This window comes from Pseudomonas sp. PDM16 (assembly GCF_014851865.1).
In the GTDB taxonomy this organism is placed as follows: Bacteria; Pseudomonadota; Gammaproteobacteria; order Pseudomonadales; family Pseudomonadaceae; genus Aquipseudomonas.
On sequence record NZ_JACVAM010000001.1, the window covers coordinates 556,098 to 575,872 of the forward strand.

Here is a 19,775-nt window from a genome sequence, read left to right on the forward strand (position 1 = left end):
CGAGACGTCCGGATGAAGAGACGTTATTCTATTACTCTTTTATCCCGCGAGTCTTGCCGTCGTGTTCCGTTTCGCTGCTTTTATCGCCCTTTTCCTCTCCAGTTTCGCCGTGCAGGCCGCCGAAGTGCGCGTGCTGACCAGCATCAAGCCGCTGCAATTGATCGCCTCCGCGGTGCAGGGCGATCTCGGCCAGCCCGAGGTGCTGCTGCCGCCCGGCGCCTCGCCGCACCACTTCGCCCTGCGTCCTTCCGATGTGCGACGGGTGCAGAGCGCCGACCTGCTGTACTGGATCGGGCCGGACATGGAAACCTTCCTGCCGCGGGTGCTGAGTGGCCGCGAGCAGCCGAGTGTGGCCGTGCAGTCTCTGCCCGGCCTGACCCTGCGCCATTTCGGCGAGGGCACAGACGAGCATCAGCATCACGCCGAACATGGCGCGGACGAGCATGACCACGAGCACCGTCCCGGCAGTCTGGATGCCCATCTCTGGTTGCTGCCGGACAACGCCCGGGTGATCGCGGCGAAGATGGCGGCCGACCTGTCTGCCGCCGATCCGGCCAACGCCGCGCGCTACCAGGCCAATCTGCAGGCCTTCGAGCAGCGTCTGTCCGCGGCCGATGCGGCGACCAAGGCCCGCCTGGCGCCACTGGCCAGCAAGCCCTTCTTCGTCTTCCACCAGGCCTTCGACTACTTCGAGGCTGCCTACGGTCTGCAACATACCGGCGTATTCACCACCGCCAGCGAGGTGCAGCCGGGTGCGCGCCATGTGGCGGCAATGCGCGAACGACTTAAGGCGGCCGGGCCATCCTGCGTGTTCAGCGAGCCGCCACTGCGCCCGCGCTTGGCGGATACCCTGTCCGCCGGCCTGCCGGTGAAGCTGGCCGAGCTGGATGCGCTGGGCGCCAAGGCCGCAAGTTACGAACAGCTACTGACGGATCTGGGCAGCGGCCTGGCCGGCTGCCTGGAAAACCTCTGAGGAATGAGCATGCGCAAAGGATGGCGCTGGCCGGCGGCGATGCTGGTGATGATGGGCGTCAGTGCTCTGGTGGGTTATCAGGCCGCGCGCTGGCAGGCCGGGTTGCAGGACATCCTGTGCCCCGGTGATTTCCGCGACTACCGCACCGATGTGGCTTTGCACGATGGCGGTGGTCTGCAATTGCCGGCTGGCACTCGTCTGCGTCTGCGCTTCTGCGAGTACAACGCCCAGGCGCAGCTGGAACTGCTGATCGACAAGAGCGAGTTCGCGCGGCTGCAGCCGGTGGATAATGGTCGGAACGAGCGCTGGCTCTACAACCTGCAGCCGGTCTCAGAGGGCGAAAGGTAGCGGCAGCGCGACTTGCTGGCGCCTGGCCAGGCGGCGCTGGAACTCGGCCGGGTCCTTGACCAGCACATCGCGTCCCTGGAAGCGGCGGGCGGCGATCAGCCGTGACAGCCAGAAACGCAGGCAGGCGATGCGCAGCATGGCCGGCCACAGCTCGGCCTCGGCACGGGTGAACGGGCGCAGTGCGGCATAGGCGCCGAGCAGCGCGCGGCCGCGGGCCAGGTCCAGAGCGTCGTCGGCCTGCGAGCACCAGTCGTTGAGGGTGATCGCCAGGTCGTAGAGCATCGGCCCCGAGCAGGCGTTGTAGAAGTCGATCACTCCGGCCAGCTGGTTGCCGTCGAACAGCGCGTTGTCGCGGAACAGGTCGGCATGCAGGTTAGCCCGTGGCAGAGCGAGGATGCGTGCCTTCAGTTCGCCTACTTCGTGCAGGCTGTCGCGCAGCAGCGGCAGCTGCTCGTCGTGCAGCTCCAGGGCCAGTACCGGGCCTTCTTCCAGCATCCAGTCGAGGCCGCGGTCGCTGCGCCGTTCCAGGATGTTGTCGCGGGTCGCCAGGTGCAGACGTGCCAGCCAGGTGCCGACCTCCGCGCAGTGGTGCGCGTTGGGCTGGCTGACATGCTTGCCGGCCAGGCGCGGCTGCAGGATGGCCGGCTTCTCGGCCAGTTCACGCAGGGCCTCGCCGCTCTGTGTCAGTACCGCGTAGGGCACTGGCAGGCCGGCCTGGTGCAGGCGTTCAAGCAGGCCGATGAAGAACGGCATGTCGGCCCGCGGGCCGCGCTCCACCAGGGTCAGCACGAACTCGCCGCCTTCCAGGCTGACGAAGAAGTTGCTGTTCTCGGTGCCGGCGGCAATGCCCTGGAAATCCTTCAAGCGGCCGAGGCCGTAGGGGGCGAGGAAGGCTTCCAGTTCATGGCGTTCGAGGGGCGTGAAGACCGACATGGGGCGTTACCAGCTGAAGATTTCCCAGGCGGGAATCAGCATGTCCGGTTGGTCGGAGCGCACGAAGTTGCCTTCGCTGCCGTCGGCACGTACCAGGAAGTACGGCTTGCCATTCTTCGGCGTGACCTTGATGGCGTAGAGGAAGCCGTTCTGCCGGTATTCGGTGATGGTCTTGTCGCCATCCTGGCGGATGGTCACGTCTGGGTCACCGGTGACCGCTTCCTCGGCCATGGCAAGCATCGGGCTGGCGGTCAGCAAGACGGCCAGAGTCAGGCGGGTAAGCATGCGCATGATAACCTTGTCCCTTTCTTCAGGTTGGTGAGGCCATTCTAGCGCTCGCCCCCGGCAAAAGGTTGATCTTGCGAATGTCCAATGCCCCTCTCGTCCTGGTCGACGGCTCCTCCTACCTGTACCGCGCCTTCCACGCTCTGCCGCCGCTGGCCACCTCCAAGGGCCTGCAGACCGGCGCGGTGAAGGGCGTGCTGAACATGCTCAAGAGCCTGCGCAAGCAGTACCCGGACAGCCCGTTCGCGGTGGTATTCGACGCCAAGGGCGGCACCTTTCGCGACGAGATCTTCGCCGAGTACAAGGCCAACCGCCCGCCGATGCCCGATGAGCTGCGCGGCCAGGTCGAGCCGCTGCACGCCAGCGTGCGCGCCCTCGGTTATCCGCTGCTGTGCGTGGAAGGCGTGGAGGCCGACGATGTGATCGGCACTTTGGCCCGCCAGTGCGCGGCCGAGGGGCGCGACGTGGTGATCTCCACCGGTGACAAGGACATGGCCCAGCTGGTCTGCCCGCACGTCACCCTGGTCAACACCATGACCGGCAGCGTCTACGACATCGAGGGGGTGAAGGCCAAGTTCGGCGTTGGCCCCGAGCTGATCATCGACTACCTGGCCCTGATGGGCGACAAGGTCGACAACATTCCCGGTGTGCCGGGGGTGGGCGAGAAGACCGCACTGGGCCTGCTGGTCGGTGTCGGCGGCGGCCTCGATGTGCTCTACGCCAACCTCGACAAGGTGCCGGAACTGCCGATCCGCGGTGCCAAGACCCTGCCGGCCAAGCTCGTCGAGCACAAGGAGATGGCCTACCTGTCGTACCAGCTGGCGACCATCAAGCTCGATGTGCCGCTGGATATCGCGATCGAGTCCCTGCATCCGGGCGAACCGGATCGCGAGGCGCTGGTGACACTCTATACCGAGCTGGAATTCAGAGGCTGGCTGGATGAGCTGCAACGCAGCCAGCCGAAGAGCAAACCGGCGGCCAAACCAGCACCGGCTGCGCACACGGGCGGTCTGTTCGACGAGCCGGCCGCGTCGGTCGAGGTAGAACAGCAGGCTGCCAGCAGCGATTCACGCTACGAAACCGTGCTGGAGCAGGCGCAGTTCGAGGCTTGGCTGAAGAAGCTGGAGCAGGCCGAACTGATTGCCTTCGACACAGAGACCACCAGCCTCGACCCGCAGCAGGCCCAGGTGGTTGGCGTGTCGTTCGCCGTCACCGCCGGCGAGGCGGCTTATGTACCGCTGGCCCACTCCTACATGGGCGTGCCCCAGCAGCTCGACCGCGACGCGGTGCTGCGTGCGCTCAAGCCGATTCTCGAAGACCCGGCCAAGGCCAAGGTCGGCCAGCACGGCAAGTACGATATGAACGTGCTGGCCAATGCCACCACGCCCATTGCCGTGCAGGGCCTGGCCTTCGACACCATGCTCGAGTCCTACGTTCTGGATTCCACCGCCACGCGCCACGACATGGATAGCCTGGCCATGAAGTACCTCGACCACAGCACCATCCGTTTCGAGGACATCGCCGGCAAGGGTGCCAAGCAGCTGACCTTCGACCAGATCGCCATCGAACAGGCCGGCCCCTACGCCGCCGAAGACGCCGACGTGACCCTGCGTCTGCACCAGACCTTGTGGGCCAAACTCTCGGCCACGCCGGCGCTGGTCAAGGTACTCAAGGAAATCGAAATGCCGCTGGTACCGGTGCTGGCGCGCATCGAGCGCCAGGGGGCGCTGGTCGACGCCAAATTGCTTGGCCAGCAGAGCCTGGAACTGGGCGAGAAGATGGTCGGCCTGGAGCGCGAGGCTTATGCCATCGCCGAGCAGGAGTTCAACCTCGGTTCGCCCAAGCAGCTCGGTGCCATCCTCTACGAAAAACTCGGCCTGCCGGTACTGAGCAAGACCTCTACCGGCCAGCCCTCCACCGCCGAGGCGGTGCTCGCCGAGTTGGCCGAGCAGGACTACGCGCTGCCCAAGGTGATCATGCAGTACCGCTCGCTGAGCAAGCTGAAGAGCACCTATACCGACCGCCTGCCAGAGCAGATCAACCCGCGCACCGGGCGCATCCACACCAGCTATCACCAGGCGGTGGCGGCTACCGGACGGCTGTCGTCGACAGACCCGAACCTGCAGAACATCCCGATCCGTACCGCCGAGGGCCGGCGCATTCGTCAGGCCTTTATCGCGCCCAAGGGCTACAAGCTGATGTCAGCGGACTACTCACAGATCGAGCTGCGCATCATGGCCCACTTGGCCAAGGACGAAGGGCTGCTGGACGCCTTCCGCCACGACCGCGACGTGCACCGCGCTACTGCCGCGGAAGTGTTCGGCGTGGCGCTGGAAGAAGTGAGCAACGATCAGCGCCGCAGCGCCAAAGCGATCAACTTCGGCCTGATCTACGGCATGAGTGCCTTCGGACTGGCCAAGCAGATCGGCGTCGACCGCAAGCAGTCCCAGGCCTACATCGACCGTTACTTCGCCCGCTATCCCGGCGTACTTGCCTACATGGAGCGCACCCGCGAGCAGGCCACCCAGCAGGGCTACGTCGAGACCCTGTTCGGCCGCCGCCTGTACCTGCCGGATATCCACGCGAAGAATCCGTCCCTGCGCAAGGGCGCCGAGCGCACGGCGATCAACGCGCCGATGCAGGGCACGGCGGCGGACATCATGAAGCGCGCGATGGTCGCCGTGGACCAGTGGCTGCCGCAGTCCGGGCTGGATGCGAAAGTCATCCTGCAGGTACACGACGAACTGGTGCTGGAGGTACGCGAGGATCAGGTCGACGCGCTCAGGGCTGGTCTGCTGCCATTGATGAGTGGCGCCGCCGAACTGGACGTACCGCTGGTGGTGGAAGCCGGGGTGGGTGACAACTGGGATGAGGCGCACTGATAACCCGCGGCATAAGGTCGCATGGCTTATGCCGTTTTTAGCTGTCCAGTTATTCGCTTATGGCAATGCGATTTAAAAAAAACTGAACTAACAGCCAAATCGGCCGGTCAGAGAACACGAATGGCATGTAAGCCCTTCGATGCTCCTAGCTGTGTTTTAGTGTTGGCAGATCTCTGAACCCCGCCCTAGCGGTTCAGAATTGAACCCCGGACTTCTCCCTCCCCATACGAAGCCCGGGGTTTTTTTTGCCCGCGATTCAGGCCTCTTCGCCCGCCGCCTCTTCGTCTTCGATCAGTCCCAGCCACTGGGCCAGTACCAGCTGCGCTTCTTCCACACCCTGACGCTTGGGTGCCGAGAACAGCTGGATGCTAGCGACCCCGTCGCCCCAGCTCTTGCGGATCTCCTGGCGTACCTTGAGCAGCGTGTTCTTTGCCGCCCCGAAGGTCAGCTTGTCAGCCTTGGTCAGCAGGATGTGCAGCGGCATACCGCTGGCTTTCGACCAGTCCAGCATCATGCAGTCGAACTCGGTCAGCGGATGACGGATATCCATCATCAGAATCAGCCCTGACAGGCTCTCGCGGCTGCCCAGATAGGCTTCCAGGTGCTTCTGCCAATGCTGCTTGAGTGGAATCGGCACCTTGGCGTAGCCGTACCCCGGCAGGTCGACCAGCCGACGTTCGTCGTCCAGGCGGAAGAAGTTGAGCAACTGGGTGCGACCCGGCGTCTTCGAGGTGCGCGCCAAGTTCGCATGGGTGATGGTATTCAGCGCGCTAGACTTACCAGCGTTGGAACGACCGGCGAAAGCCACTTCCAGACCCTGGTCCTCCGGGCATTGGTCGACCTTGGCGGCGCTGATCAGGAAAGTTGCCTGCTGACACAGGCCGATAATGGGATTTTTAGATGACATGGAAAGTCCGTATGGGCGGGGAGCCGGAGGCGCCTGCCAGCGGCCGGGAAGCCCCGAGGCGCGGCATGGTGTCGCTTCCGTTTCAGCGACGCCAGTATATAATGCCGCAGATTTTGTGTGCGCTTTGTCCTTCCGCCGGGAACGAGACGAAACCGCTGCGCGACCAGACGCAGGCCGTTCCCTCCCTGATGAGGTGGCTATGAAGAGAGTGCTGATCGCCGGCGTGGCGTTGTTGTGGTTGTCGGGCGTCGCGAATGCGTCGCAGGATCCCGAAGCTGTTTATGCCAAGGCCTGTGCGGCCTGCCACAATGGTCAACTGCCTATGGCACCCAAGCGGGGCGATAAGGCAGCTTGGGAACCCAGAATGGCAAAGGGCATGGACGCGATGGTACTGAGCGTCACCAACGGTTTGAATGCCATGCCACCCGGTGGCCTGTGCATGGATTGCAGTGCCGAGGACTACCAGGCCGTCATCAAGGTGATGAGCGAGTAGCCCCGTAAGAAAACCTTATTACCTCTAGCCGTTATTGGATTAGCTGATGAACAAAGTACTCGTGAGTCTCCTGTTGAGCCTGGGTGTCTCCGTGGCAGCGCAAGCCGCCGACGCTGGCAAGATCGTCGGCGATGCCGAGGCTGGCAAGGCCAAGACCGCCGTCTGTGGTGCCTGCCACGGTGCCGATGGCAATAGCCCTGCTCCGAACTTCCCCAAGCTGGCCGGCCAGGGCGAGCGTTACCTGCTGAAGCAGCTGCATGACATCAAGGGCGGCAAGCGTACCGTACTGGAGATGACTGGCCTGCTGACCAACCTCAGCGACCAGGACATGGCTGATATCTCCGCCTACTACGCCAGCCAGAAGATAAGCGTCGGTGCTGCCGATCCCGCATTGGTCGCGCGTGGCGAGGAACTGTTCCGCGGCGGCAAGCTGGAAGAAGGCATGCCGGCCTGTACCGGTTGCCACTCTCCGGATGGTGCCGGTCTGGCAGCAGCAGGCTTCCCGCACCTCGGTGGTCAACACGCACAATACATCGGCAAGCAGTTGACCGACTTCCGTGAAGGTGTCCGTACCAACGACGGCGACGCCATGATCATGCGTGCTATCGCTGCCAAGCTGAGCAACAAGGATATCCAGGCCGTGTCCAGCTACATCCAGGGCCTGCACTAAGCTGCACTGACACGCGGAAACAAAAGGGTGGCCATGGCCACCCTTTTTCATTTGAGCAGCCGCTACAATGCGGGAACCCGCCGCGGCATTGCTGGTCGAACCGAGCCGCCGCGCTTGCGCGGTCCCCATTCTCAAGGAGTTCCTGCATGCGTAACCTGCTTCTCAGCGCCGCCCTCATCAGCCTCAGCATGTTCGGTCTGAGTGCTCAAGCCGAAGGTATCGAAGCCGGCCGCCAGTACACCGAACTGAATAGCCCTGTTCCGGTTTCGCAGCCGGGCAAGATCGAAGTAGTTGAGCTTTTCTGGTATGGCTGCCCGCACTGCTACCAGTTCGAGCCGACCCTGAATCCGTGGGTGGAGAAGCTTCCTGCCGATGTCAATTTCGTAAGGGTCCCTGCCATGTTCGGTGGTATCTGGGACGTGCACGGCCAGCTGTTCATTACTCTCGAATCGATGGGCGTCGAGAAGCAGGTTCATGATGCCGTGTTCGAGGCCATCCACAAGGAAAAGCGCAAGCTCGCCACTCCCGAGGAAATGGCCGAGTTCCTTGCCGCTCACGGCGTCGACAAGAGTCGATTCCTCAGCACCTTCAACTCTTTCGCCGTGAAAGGTCAGATGGCCAAGGCCAAAAAACTGGCCATGTCCTACCAGATCACTGGAGTTCCGGTTCTGATCGTCAATGGCAAATATCGTTTCGATATTTCCTCCTCTGGTGGCGAACCTCAGACACTGGAAGTCGCCAACTTCCTGATCCAGAAAGAGCGTTCCTCCAACTGAGTACCTAGCCATGTTGCGCCGCTGGAGTTCCGGGCGTTCCGCGGGCCTGCGCCAGACGCAGGTCAACGACCTTTATGCGGACTCCAACGGCCACTGTGGCGACGGCCGCTTGAGGCTACTCAGCTTCAACATTCAGGTCGGCATCAGCACTGGACGCTACCACCACTACCTGACCCGTGGCTGGCAGCACTTGCTGCCAGCTCCTGGCAGGGCCGGTAACCTGCAGCGCATCGGCGCACTACTTGGCGACTACGACCTCGTCGCTCTGCAGGAGGTCGACGGCGGTAGCCTGCGCTCGGGCTACATCAACCAGGTCGAGCGCCTGGCCGAACTCGGCGCCTTTCCCTACTGGTACCAACAGCTCAATCGCAATCTCGGCCGCCTGGCCCAGCACAGCAACGGCGTGCTCAGTCGACTGCGTCCAGACCAGCTGGAAGACCATCCCCTGCCCGGCCCTCCCGGCCGTGGGGCCATCCTCCTACGCTTCGGTGAGGGTTCGGATGCCCTCGCCGTGGTAATGATGCATCTCTCCCTCGGCGCGCGCACCCGCACCCGCCAACTGGCCTATGTACGCGAGCTTATCCAAGGCTATCGCCACGTGGTGCTGATGGGTGACATGAACACCCATGCCATCGACCTGCTACAACATTCCCCTCTGCGTGATCTTGGATTGATGGCACCGCAGATCGAGGCGACCTTCCCAAGCTGGCGTCCACAGCGCTGTCTGGATCATATTCTGTTGAGTCCGGAACTGGTCCTGGAACGGGTAGAAGTGCTCAGTCAGCCGATTTCCGATCATTTGCCGGTGGCCGTGGATATACGTCTGCCAACCGGCTCCAATCTGCCTATGCTGTAGTGGCTTTGCCACTGGATCGCCACCATGACCGATGATGCCCAGCGCTGGAAAGCCAAGTACCTGGAAAGCCTCGAACAGCAGGAACTAGAGGAGAAGCGCTGGAACGAGCGCCTCGACCTTCTACGCCGTGGACTGGTACGCAGCTCCCTGGCCGCCGAGGGCAGCGACAAGGCGGTGGACCAGTGCATGCAGGAACTGCGTGACCTGATCCGGGGCGAGCAGATGGATGCAGGCCTGTCGGCTCTCATCCCACGCCTGGAGAAGGCGGTGCTGGATTCCGAGCAGCGTCGCCAGCAGCGCATCGAACAGAATATTGCCGGCATCACCGGCCTGACTCAGCAATTGCTGGCCATGGACCCACCACGAGAGGTCCGCAAGGCGCTCAAGCAATTCTCCAAACGCATCGAGGAGCGAGCCAGCCAATCCCGCGAACTACCGGCTCTGCTGGCGGAGCTGAGCAGCCTTCAAGGCAAGACGCTGAGCGTGCTGGGTAGTGAACAGGAGGCTCGCCCCGGTCTGCTACAGCGGCTATTTGGCGGCCGCGACGAAACCCAGGCGGAAACATCGGTAGATACTGCGCCACCCCCATCTCAACCGGCAGTTGTCGAGATGGCTGATGTCGACGATCAGCCTCCTCCTGCTCATGTAGCACCACCAGAGAAGACCCAGGATCAGGGTAGTCTGACGCCCGTGGTTAGTGCCGCCGAGCCTCAAGAGCCTGCTTCGTCATTCGCTCCAGCGGCGGTCACGGCTCGATCCACATTCACTCAAGCTGCGCCAGAGAAGCCGTTTTCCTCGGCTCTGGACAGCCTGCCTCTGGATGCCCGCATCATCACCGGTGATGGTGACCCTGCCTTTGCCCTGCCCGAACGCCCCGAGCCTGGTTACAGCGCCGTGGCACCACATATCGCCGAGAGCCTACTGGGACTACTCGACGAGCTGGACCTTCCCGAACATCACAAGCCGCAGGGTGAGGCGCTTCGCGAACGGTTGCTAGCTGGGCTGAACTGGTACGAACTGGTCCCACTGTTGGACGATTTGGCTGTGCTGGTTCTGGCGGTGACCGACAGCGGCCATCGTGAGTTCGCCGGTTACCTCAAGCAGCTCAACGAGCGCCTAGCCGCATTTCTCGGCACCCTTACCGAGGCCCATGAGGGCTACAGCGAATCGGTGGAGAGCGCGCGTAACTTCAATCAGGAGCTACGTGAGCAGGTCAGCGGCCTCCAGGCAAGCGTGCAGGAGGCGGCTGATCTACCCAGCCTCAAGCGCGCCTTGGAACAACGCCTGGACGGCCTGCTCAGCACGGTGAGCGATCATCAGCGTCAGCGCGAAGGCCGTGAGGAAGAAGTGGCTACGCGTCTGCAGGCCCTGGCGCAGAAAGTTACCGAGATGGAAAAGGAGGCCCAGGGCTTCCGTGACCATATCGAGGAGCAGCGGCAGAAGGCACTGACCGATCCGCTCACCGGCCTGGCCAATCGAGCCGGCTGGGCGGAGCGCCTGGACCTGGAGCTCGCACGCTGGCGGCGCTACGGCGGCGAGCTGCTGCTGGCGGTGCTCGACATCGATCACTTCAAGCGAATCAACGATGGCTATGGTCATCTGGCTGGCGACAAGGTGCTGAAAATCATCGCTGGCGAGCTGGCCAAGCGCCTGCGCAAAACCGATTTTCTCGCCCGTTTCGGCGGTGAGGAGTTCGTCCTGCTGATCCCGAGCACGCCCCTCGAAGGGGGGCAGCAGCTGCTTGAGACCCTGAGAGCGGCTATCGAGGCATGCCCTTTCCACTTCCGAGGTGAGCCAGTCACCATTACCGTCTCATCGGGGCTGACCGCCTTCGTCGACGGAGACAATAGCGAAACGGCCTTCAGTCGCGCCGACCAGGCGTTGTACAAAGCCAAGCACGAAGGGCGGAATCGAGTGGTACTGGGCTAGCGGCAGATCAAGCACTGCCGCTCCAAACTCGATCAGGCGGTCACGCCATCCTCATCGGATTGATCGCGTCGACTGAAGGCCTTCCAGATACGTACCTAAAGCAACCAGGCGCTGCTGGGGGTTTATCTGGCGAACCATTTCCAGCGGCCCTGACTGACTTTACCTACTCCACAGTCACGCTCTTCGCCAGGTTCCGCGGCTGGTCCACATCAGTGCCCTTGAGCACGGCCACGTAGTAGGACAGCAGCTGCAGTGGCACGGTGTAGAGAATCGGGGCCAGCACGTCGTGGATGTGCGGCATGTTGATTACCTGGGTGCCTTCACCGTTGCTCATGCCAGCGGCGCCATCGGCGAAGACGATCAGCTCGCCGCCACGGGCGCGGACTTCCTGCAGGTTGGATTTGAGCTTTTCCAGCAGCTCGTTGTTCGGCGCCACGGTGACTACCGGCATGTCGGCGTCGACCAGGGCCAGCGGGCCGTGCTTGAGCTCGCCGGCCGGGTAGGCTTCGGCGTGGATGTAGGAGATTTCCTTGAGCTTGAGCGCGCCCTCCATGGCCACCGGGTACTGGGCGCCACGACCGAGGAACAGGGTGTGGTGCTTCTCGGCGAACAGCTCGGCGACCTTCTCCACAGTCTTGTCCATGGCCAATGCCTCACCCAGACGGGTCGGCAGGCGACGCAGTTCTTCCACCAATTCGGCGCCGACGGCAGCATCCAGGGTCCCACGTACCTGGCCAAGGGCCAGGGTCAGCAGCAGCAGGGAGACCAGCTGGGTGGTGAAGGCCTTGGTCGAGGCCACGCCGATTTCCGGGCCGGCCTGGGTCAGCAGGCACAGGTCGGATTCGCGCACCAGGGAGCTGGTGCCGACGTTGCAGATGGTCAGGCTGGCCAGATATCCGGCTTGCTTGGCGTTGCGCAGGGCGGCCAGGGTGTCGGCGGTCTCGCCGGACTGGGAGATGGTGATGAACAGGCTGTCCGGCTGCACGGCCACCTGGCGGTAGCGGAACTCGCTGGCCACTTCGATCTGGCAGGGGATGCCGGTCAGTGCCTCCAGCCAGTAACGGGCGACCATGCCGGCGTGGTAGCTGGTACCGCAGGCGACGATCTGTACGTTGCGTACCTTGGCGAACAGCTCGGCGGCCTGCGGGCCGAAGGCCTGCACCAGGACGTGGTCGCCGCCCAGGCGGCCTTCCAGGGTGCGCTGCACGACCTTGGGCTGCTCGTGGATTTCCTTGAGCATGAAGTGGCGGTATTCGCCCTTGTCGGCGGCCTCGGCACCCTCGTGGTACTGCACCGATTCACGCTGTACGGATTGGCCGGCGACGTCCCAGATCTGCACGCTGTCGCGGCGGATTTCGGCGATATCGCCCTCCTCCAGGTACATGAAGCGGTCGGTGACCTGGCGCAGGGCGAGCTGGTCAGAGGCAAGGAAGTTCTCGCCCAGGCCCAGGCCGATCACCAGCGGGCTGCCGCTGCGGGCGGCGAGGATACGGTCCGGCTGGGCGGCGCTGATCACGGCCAGGCCGTAGGCGCCATGCAGCTCGGGAATGGCGGCCTTGAGCGCGGCGGTGAGGTCGCCGAGCTGCTGCAGTTTGTGGTGCAGCAGGTGGACGATGGTCTCGGTGTCGGTATCGGAAGTGAAGACGTAGCCGAGGCCCTTGAGGCGCTCGCGCAGGGCTTCGTGGTTCTCGATGATGCCGTTGTGTACCACGGCCAGTTGCTCGCCGGGCTCTTTACCAGAGAAATGCGGGTGGGCGTTGCGCTCGCTCGGTGCGCCGTGGGTGGCCCAGCGGGTGTGGGCGATGCCCAGGTGGCCGGTCAGCGGCTCGCCGGCCAGGGCCTGCTCCAGCTCGGCGACCTTACCGACGCGGCGACGACGCTGCAGTTCGCCGGCCTGGGTGAAGACCGCCACACCGGCGCTGTCATAACCACGGTACTCCAGACGCTTGAGGCCTTCGACCAGGATCGGGGTGATGTTGCGTTCGGCGACGGCGCCAACGATGCCACACATAGCGGTTCTCCTCAGGAAGCAGCGGCGAGGATCAGCTGGACCCCACGCGCGCGTATCTGTTCGGCCACCTGGCTATCCAGGCGGTCGTCGGTGATCAGGGTATGGAGGCTGCTCCAGGGCAGCTCCAGGTTGGGAATGCGGCGGCCGACCTTGTCGCTCTCGACCATGACGATGACCTCGCGGGCCACCTCGGCCATCACGCGCGACAGACCAAGCAACTCATTGAAGGTGGTGGTACCGCGTGCCAGGTCGATGCCATCGGCGCCGATGAACAGCTGGTCGAAGTCGTAGGAACGCAGCACCTGCTCGGCGACCTGGCCCTGGAAGGATTCCGAGTGCGGGTCCCAGGTACCGCCGGTCATCAGCAGTACCGGCTCGTGCTCGATCTCGCGCAGGGCATTGGCCACGTTCAGCGAATTGGTCATCACCACCAGGCCGGGCTTGTGGCCGAGCTGGCGGATCATCGCCGCCGTGGTGCTGCCGCTGTCGATGATGATGCGCGCGTGCTCGCGGATCAGGCCGACGGCGGCGCGGGCGATGGCCTGCTTATGGCGGGAGATGGGCTGCGCCGGCTCGCCGATCAGTTCCTGCGGCATGGGCACCGCGCCACCGTAGCGACGCAGCAGCAGGCCGTTTTTCTCCAGCTCGGCCAGGTCCTTTCGAATCGTAACTTCGGAGGTGGCGAAATGCTGCGCCAGGGCGTCCACGACCACCTCGCCCTGTTCGTTGAGCAAGGCCAGAATCGCGTGGCGGCGCTGGGGAGTGTTGCGTTTCGACATTTAAGTTTCGATTCGAAAGATAAGTGCTCGAATCAAAACCTAACGAAAGCTTTCGGTCAAGCTCAGAATGCACAAAAGGCGGCCAGGGCCGCCTTTTGTTTGCTCGAAGTCGACTACTTCGGCGTCTTCTGCGGGCGCTTCCAGCCTTCGATGTTGCGCTGCTTGGCGCGGCCCACAGCTAATGCGGCAGCCGGTACGTCCTGGGTCACGGTGGAGCCGGCACCGGTGGTGGCGCCGTTGCCCAGGATCACTGGAGCGACGATGGAGCTGTTGGAGCCGATGAACACGTCCTCGCCCATCACCGTCTTGTGCTTGTTGGCACCGTCGTAGTTGCAGGTGATGGTACCGGCACCGATGTTGGTGCGCGCACCGATCTCGGCGTCCCCCAGGTAGCTCAGATGGCCGGCCTTGGCGCCCTCGCCCAGCACGGCGTTCTTCAGCTCGACGAAGTTGCCGACATGGGCCTTGGCACCGAGCTTGGCGCCAGGACGCAGACGGGCGAACGGGCCGCAGTCCGCGCCCTCGCCCACTTCGGCACCTTCCAGGTGGCTGTTGGCTTTGACGATGGCGCCGCGGCGCAGGATGGAATCCTTGATCACGCAGTTGGGGCCGATCTGCACATCGTCCTCGATGATCACGCGGCCTTCGAGGATCACGTTGATGTCGATGGTGATATCGCGGCCTACGCTGACCTCGCCGCGCACATCGAAACGATGTGGGTCGAGCAGGGTCACGCCCTGGGCCATCAGCTGACGGGCCATGCGCTGCTGGTAGTGGCATTCGAGCTGCGACAGCTGGATGCGGTCATTGGCGCCCAGCACTTCCATCTCGTCCTGGGCGGTCTCGGTGGCCACCACCAGGCCGTCGGCCACGGCCATGGCGATAACGTCGGTGAGGTAGTACTCGCCCTGGGCATTGCTGTTGGACAGGCGGCCCAGCCAGTCGCCGAGGCGCTTGCCTGGTACGGCGAGGATGCCGGTGTTCCCTTCGCGGATGGCGCGCTGCGCCTCGCTGGCGTCCTTGTGCTCGACGATGGCCTGCACCACGCCGTTGGCATCGCGAACGATGCGCCCATAGCCGGTGGGGTCGGCCAGGTTGACCGTCAGCAGTCCCAGCTGGGAGTCATTGGCCTGCTCGAGCAGACGGGTCAGGGTCTCCACCTGGGTCAGCGGCACATCGCCATAGAGGATCAGTACTTTCTCCGCTTCCAGCGCCGGCAGCGCCTGGGCCACGGCATGGCCGGTACCCAGTTGCTCGGCCTGCAGCACGAAGTGGATATCGTCGGCCGCCAGGCGCTCGCGGACCAGTTCGGCGCCATGGCCAATGACCACGTGGATCTTGCGCGGCGCCAGCTTGCGGGCGGTGTCGATGACATGGCCGAGCATGGGTTTGCCGGCGACCGGATGCAGCACCTTGGGCAGGGCCGAGCGCATGCGGGTGCCCTGGCCGGCGGCTAGGATGACGATATCGAGGGACATAGCGGAATCCTGAACGGGCACAGGCGGAACACCACCTGTGGATAAAAACGGCAGAAAAGAAAAAGGGTAGCCAAGGCTACCCTTTTACTCGCTAACGCTGAAGTCGGAGTGCGGGACTCAGTACTTCTTGCGCAGCTGCTGGACGGTACGCAGCTGGGCTGCGACTTCGGCCAGGTGAGCGGCGGCGGAACCGTAATCGAATTCCGAGCCTTTCTCGTTGAGTGCCTTCTCGGCGGCCTTGAGGGCCTCCTGGGCAGCAGCTTCGTCGATGTCGCCAGCGCGGGTCACGGTGTCGGCCAAGACCTTCACCATGTTCGGCTGAACTTCGAGGAAACCACCCGAGATGTAGAACACCTCATGCTCGCCACCCTGCTTGACCAGGCGGATTGGGCCCGGTTTCAGGTCGGTGATCAGCGGGGCGTGGCCCGGAGCGATACCGAGATCGCCCAGGTTGCCGTGCGCAATCACCATCTCGACCAGACCGGAGAAGATCTCCGCTTCGGCACTGACGATGTCGCAATGGACAGTAATGGCCATACGCTTGCCTCACGAGCGCCCGTTGCCGGGCGCACAGGGGATTACAGTTTCTTGGCTTTCTCGATGGCTTCGTCGATGCTGCCAACCATGTAGAACGCCTGCTCCGGCAGGTGATCGTAGTCACCTTTCAGGATGCCGCTGAAACCAGCGATGGTGTCCTTCAGGGAAACGTACTTGCCTGGCGAACCGGTGAAGACTTCGGCCACGAAGAACGGCTGGGACAGGAAGCGCTGGATCTTACGAGCACGGGATACCAGCTGCTTGTCGGCTTCCGACAGTTCGTCCATACCGAGGATCGCGATGATGTCCTTCAGTTCCTTGTAGCGCTGCAGAACGTACTGCACGCCACGCGCGGTCTCGTAGTGGTCCACACCTACAACCAGCGGATCGAGCTGGCGGGAGGTGGAGTCCAGCGGGTCCACGGCCGGGTAGATACCCAGGGAGGCGATGTCACGCGACAGTACGACGGTGGCGTCCAAGTGGGCGAAGGTGGTCGCCGGGCTCGGGTCGGTCAGGTCGTCCGCAGGTACGTAGACGGCCTGTACCGAGGTGATCGAGCCGTTCTTGGTGGAGGTAATACGCTCCTGCAGAACGCCCATCTCTTCGGCCAGAGTCGGCTGGTAACCTACTGCGGAAGGCATACGGCCCAGCAGTGCGGATACTTCGGTACCGGCGAGGGTGTAACGGTAGATGTTGTCGACGAACAGCAGAACGTCACGACCTTCGTCACGGAACTTCTCGGCCATGGTCAGGCCGGTCAGCGCCACGCGCAGACGGTTGCCTGGCGGCTCGTTCATCTGACCGTAGACCAGGGCCACTTTGTCGAGAACGTTGGAGTCCTTCATCTCGTGGTAGAAGTCGTTACCCTCACGAGTACGCTCACCCACACCAGCGAACACGGAATAACCGCTGTGTTCCATGGCGATGTTACGGATCAGTTCCATCATGTTTACGGTCTTGCCGACACCGGCACCACCGAACAGACCGACTTTACCGCCCTTGGCGAACGGGCAGACCAGGTCGATTACCTTGATGCCGGTTTCCAGCAGCTCGTTTCCGCCAGCTTGCTCGGCGTACGACGGAGCAGCGCGGTGGATTTCCCACTGCTCTTCTTCGCCGATCGGGCCAGCTTCGTCGATCGGGTTGCCCAGCACGTCCATGATCCTGCCCAGGGTCGCTTTACCGACCGGTACGGAGATGGCCTTGTTGGTGCGGGAAACGTCCAGGCCACGCTTGAGGCCTTCGGTCGAACCCATGGCGATGGAACGAACCACGCCGTCGCCCAGCTGCTGCTGGACTTCCAGGGTGGTTTCGGCGCCGACTACTTTCAGCGCTTCATAAACACTCGGCACTTGATCACGCGGGAATTCCACGTCGATAACGGCGCCGATGATTTGAACGATACGTCCGCTACTCATCTTTGGTTCCTCTGAATATTTGAACCGTTCTTAAACCGCGGCAGCGCCGCCGACGATTTCCGAAATTTCCTGGGTGATCGCTGCCTGACGCGCCTTGTTGTAAATCAGCTGCAGGTCTTTGATCAGATCGCCAGCGTTGTCGGTGGCGTTCTTCATTGCAATCATCCGCGCCGCTTGTTCAGCAGCAGCGTTCTCGACCACCGCCTGGTACACCTGCGACTCCACATAACGCACCATCAAGCCGTCGAGCAGCTGTTTGGCATCGGGTTCGTACAGGTAGTCCCAGTGGTGCTTGAGACCTTCATCCGGAGTCGCCACCAGGGGAACGAGCTGCTCCACTGTCGGCTTTTGCGTCATGGTATTGACGAACTTGTTCGAGACCACGGACAGACGATCGATGCGACCTTCGAGGTAAGCATCGAGCATGACCTTGACCGAACCAATCAGATCGTTGATCGACGGTTCTTCGCCCAGGTGGCTGATCGCAGCAACGACATTGCCACCGAAGCTGCGGAAGAACGCCGCACCTTTGGTACCAATCACGCAGAGATCAACCTCTACGTTTTGCTCGCGATTGCTCGCCATGTCCTTGACCAGAGCCTTGAACAGGTTGGTATTCAGACCACCGCACAGACCACGGTCCGAACTCACCACCACGTAACCGACGCGCTTGACCTCACGCTCGATCATGAACGGGTGACGATATTCCGGGTTGGCGTTGGCCAGATGACCAATCACTTGACGGATACGCTCCGCGTAGGGACGACTAGCAGCCATGCGCTGTTGAGCTCTGCGCATTTTGCTGGTCGCCACCTTTTCCATGGCGCTGGTGATCTTCTGCGTGCTTTTGATGCTCGCAATCTTGCTGCGAATCTCTTTTGCGCCTGCCATGTAACACCTATCAGGTTAGCAAGCGGGGGCCTCGCGACCCCCACTGCGGCTTACCAGGTTTGGGTGGCCTTGAACTTCTCGATACCGGCTTTCAGCTGGCCATCGATGTCGTCATTGAAGTCGCCCTTCTCGTTGATCTTCGCCATCAGAGCGGCGTTCTCACGGTTGAAGAAGGCGATCAGGGCCTGCTCGAAGCTGATGATCTTGGCGACTTCGACGTCGGTCAGGAAACCACGCTCGGCGGCATACAGGCTCACCGACATGTCGGCGATCGACATCGGCGCGTACTGCTTCTGCTTCATCAGCTCGGTAACGCGTTGACCATGATCCAGCTGCTTGCGGGTAGCCTCGTCCAGGTCAGAAGCGAACTGGGCGAAAGCCGCCAGTTCACGGTACTGAGCCAGAGCGGTACGGATACCACCGGACAACTTCTTGATGATCTTGGTCTGAGCGGCACCACCCACGCGGGAAACCGAGATACCGGCGTTGACGGCCGGACGGATACCCGAGTTGAACATGGCCGATTCCAGGAAGATCTGACCGTCGGTGATCGAGATCACGTTGGTCGGAACGAACGCGGAAACGTCACCAGCCTGGGTTTCGATGATCGGCAGAGCGGTCAGCGAACCGGTCTTGCCAGTCACGGCGCCATTGGTGAACTTCTCGACGTACTCTTCGGAAACGCGGGAAGCGCGCTCCAGCAGACGGCTGTGGAGATAGAACACGTCGCCCGGGTAAGCTTCGCGGCCCGGCGGACGGCGCAGCAGCAGGGAGATCTGGCGGTAGGCAACGGCCTGCTTGGACAGGTCGTCGTACACGATCAGAGCGTCTTCACCGCGGTCGCGGAAGTACTCGCCCATGGTGCAACCGGCGTACGGAGCCAGGAACTGCAGGGCAGCCGATTCCGAAGCCGAGGCGGCAACCACGATGGTGTTGGCCAGAGCGCCAGCCTCTTCCAGCTTGCGAACCACGTTGGCGATGGTCGATTGCTTCTGACCGATAGCCACGTAGACGCAGCGGATACCGCTGTTCTTCTGGTTGATGATGGCGTCGACGGCCAGAGCGGTCTTACCGATCTGACGGTCACCGATGATCAGCTCGCGCTGGCCACGGCCTACCGGGATCATGGCATCGACCGACTTGTAACCGGTTTGCACCGGCTGGTCGACCGACTTACGCCAGATCACGCCCGGAGCGACTTTCTCGACGGCGTCGGTGGCTTGAGCATTGATCGGGCCTTTGCCATCGATCGGGTTGCCCAGTGCGTCGACTACGCGACCCAGCAGTTCCGGACCAACCGGTACTTCCAGGATGCGGCCGGTGCACTTGGCACTCATGCCTTCGGCGAGGCTGGTGTATGCACCCAGCACTACGGCACCGACGGAGTCTTGCTCCAGGTTCAGCGCCATACCGTAGACGCCGCCCGGGAACTCGATCATTTCGCCGTACATGACGTCGGCCAGACCGTAGATACGCACGATACCGTCGGAGACGGATACCACGGTACCTTCGTTGCGGGCTTGGGAAGAGACGTCGAGTTTCTCGATACGTCCCTTGATGATTTCACTAATTTCGGAAGGATTGAGTTGCTGCATTGCTCTGCTGCCCC

18 protein-coding genes are annotated in these 19,775 nt (G+C 62.8%); 8 read left to right on the forward strand and 10 right to left on the reverse strand.

All coding sequences use genetic code 11. The features are described from left to right. Nucleotides 1-61: 61 nt before the first annotated feature. Nucleotides 62-973, forward strand: coding sequence for a zinc ABC transporter substrate-binding protein (locus tag IB234_RS02505; protein WP_192313328.1), 912 nt, complete (start codon nucleotides 62-64; stop codon nucleotides 971-973). Nucleotides 974-982: 9 nt separating this feature from the next. Next, complete coding sequence (locus IB234_RS02510) at nucleotides 983-1,321, forward strand: hypothetical protein (RefSeq protein ID WP_192313331.1); 339 nt, start codon at nucleotides 983-985, stop codon at nucleotides 1,319-1,321. On the opposite strand, the gene IB234_RS02515 is transcribed toward IB234_RS02510, so the two are convergent. Both IB234_RS02515 and IB234_RS02520 read right to left on the reverse strand, forming a co-directional pair. Continuing rightward, complete coding sequence (locus IB234_RS02515) at nucleotides 1,304-2,254, reverse strand: homoserine kinase (RefSeq protein WP_192313333.1); 951 nt, start codon at nucleotides 2,252-2,254, stop codon at nucleotides 1,304-1,306. The genes IB234_RS02510 and IB234_RS02515 overlap by 18 nt on opposite strands. A gap of 6 nt (nucleotides 2,255-2,260) precedes the next feature. Further along, complete coding sequence (locus tag IB234_RS02520) at nucleotides 2,261-2,545, reverse strand: DUF2782 domain-containing protein (RefSeq protein ID WP_192313336.1); 285 nt, start codon at nucleotides 2,543-2,545, stop codon at nucleotides 2,261-2,263. A gap of 74 nt (nucleotides 2,546-2,619) precedes the next feature. Between IB234_RS02520 and polA the strand changes: the two genes are divergently transcribed. Beyond that, entirely contained in the window at nucleotides 2,620-5,421 is a 2,802-nt protein-coding gene (gene polA / locus IB234_RS02525) for a DNA polymerase I (RefSeq protein ID WP_192313338.1), read from the forward strand. A gap of 256 nt (nucleotides 5,422-5,677) precedes the next feature. Here the strand turns inward: polA and yihA are convergent, their stop codons facing one another. Then, complete coding sequence (gene yihA / locus IB234_RS02530; RefSeq protein ID WP_192313340.1) at nucleotides 5,678-6,328, reverse strand: ribosome biogenesis GTP-binding protein YihA/YsxC; 651 nt, start codon at nucleotides 6,326-6,328, stop codon at nucleotides 5,678-5,680. Nucleotides 6,329-6,527: 199 nt separating this feature from the next. On the opposite strand from yihA, the gene IB234_RS02535 reads away from it, so the two are divergent. The 5 genes from IB234_RS02535 to IB234_RS02555 all read left to right on the forward strand — a co-directional run bounded on the left by IB234_RS02535 (nucleotide 6,528) and on the right by IB234_RS02555 (nucleotide 11,052). Next, nucleotides 6,528-6,821 (forward strand): c-type cytochrome, encoded by a 294-nt coding sequence (locus IB234_RS02535; RefSeq protein ID WP_192313342.1) that lies wholly within the window; start codon nucleotides 6,528-6,530, stop codon nucleotides 6,819-6,821. 46 nt (nucleotides 6,822-6,867) lie between these two features. Further along, complete coding sequence (locus IB234_RS02540) at nucleotides 6,868-7,491, forward strand: c-type cytochrome (protein WP_192313344.1); 624 nt, start codon at nucleotides 6,868-6,870, stop codon at nucleotides 7,489-7,491. Nucleotides 7,492-7,637: 146 nt separating this feature from the next. After that, nucleotides 7,638-8,267, forward strand: a complete 630-nt coding sequence (locus tag IB234_RS02545; protein WP_192313347.1) for a thiol:disulfide interchange protein DsbA/DsbL — start codon at nucleotides 7,638-7,640, stop codon at nucleotides 8,265-8,267. A 10-nt stretch (nucleotides 8,268-8,277) separates the two neighbouring features. Continuing rightward, nucleotides 8,278-9,123, forward strand: coding sequence for an endonuclease/exonuclease/phosphatase family protein (locus tag IB234_RS02550; RefSeq protein WP_192313351.1), 846 nt, complete (start codon nucleotides 8,278-8,280; stop codon nucleotides 9,121-9,123). A 24-nt stretch (nucleotides 9,124-9,147) separates the two neighbouring features. Continuing rightward, nucleotides 9,148-11,052: a GGDEF domain-containing protein gene (locus IB234_RS02555; RefSeq protein WP_192313369.1), complete on the forward strand. Its 1,905-nt coding sequence runs from the start codon at nucleotides 9,148-9,150 to the stop codon at nucleotides 11,050-11,052. A gap of 163 nt (nucleotides 11,053-11,215) precedes the next feature. On the opposite strand, the gene glmS is transcribed toward IB234_RS02555, so the two are convergent. The 7 genes from glmS to atpA all read right to left on the reverse strand — a co-directional run bounded on the left by glmS (nucleotide 11,216) and on the right by atpA (nucleotide 19,761). Continuing rightward, a complete protein-coding gene (gene glmS / locus IB234_RS02560) occupies nucleotides 11,216-13,063 on the reverse strand; it encodes a glutamine--fructose-6-phosphate transaminase (isomerizing) (protein ID WP_192313372.1) in 1,848 nt (615 codons plus the stop codon). Between the two features lie 11 nt (nucleotides 13,064-13,074). After that, a complete protein-coding gene (locus IB234_RS02565) occupies nucleotides 13,075-13,842 on the reverse strand; it encodes a DeoR/GlpR family DNA-binding transcription regulator (RefSeq protein WP_192313375.1) in 768 nt (255 codons plus the stop codon). A 113-nt stretch (nucleotides 13,843-13,955) separates the two neighbouring features. Then, the gene (glmU, locus tag IB234_RS02570) at nucleotides 13,956-15,320 is read right to left on the reverse strand and encodes a bifunctional UDP-N-acetylglucosamine diphosphorylase/glucosamine-1-phosphate N-acetyltransferase GlmU (RefSeq protein WP_192313379.1); all 1,365 of its coding nucleotides are present in this window, start codon (nucleotides 15,318-15,320) and stop codon (nucleotides 13,956-13,958) included. Between the two features lie 117 nt (nucleotides 15,321-15,437). Then, entirely contained in the window at nucleotides 15,438-15,857 is a 420-nt protein-coding gene (locus tag IB234_RS02575) for a F0F1 ATP synthase subunit epsilon (protein ID WP_043311985.1), read from the reverse strand. A 41-nt stretch (nucleotides 15,858-15,898) separates the two neighbouring features. Then, nucleotides 15,899-17,275, reverse strand: coding sequence for a F0F1 ATP synthase subunit beta (gene atpD / locus IB234_RS02580; protein WP_192313382.1), 1,377 nt, complete (start codon nucleotides 17,273-17,275; stop codon nucleotides 15,899-15,901). Nucleotides 17,276-17,305: 30 nt separating this feature from the next. Beyond that, the gene (atpG, locus tag IB234_RS02585; RefSeq protein WP_192313385.1) at nucleotides 17,306-18,166 is read right to left on the reverse strand and encodes a F0F1 ATP synthase subunit gamma; all 861 of its coding nucleotides are present in this window, start codon (nucleotides 18,164-18,166) and stop codon (nucleotides 17,306-17,308) included. Between the two features lie 50 nt (nucleotides 18,167-18,216). Further along, entirely contained in the window at nucleotides 18,217-19,761 is a 1,545-nt protein-coding gene (gene atpA, locus IB234_RS02590; protein WP_192313388.1) for a F0F1 ATP synthase subunit alpha, read from the reverse strand. Between the last annotated feature and the right edge of the window lie 14 nt (nucleotides 19,762-19,775).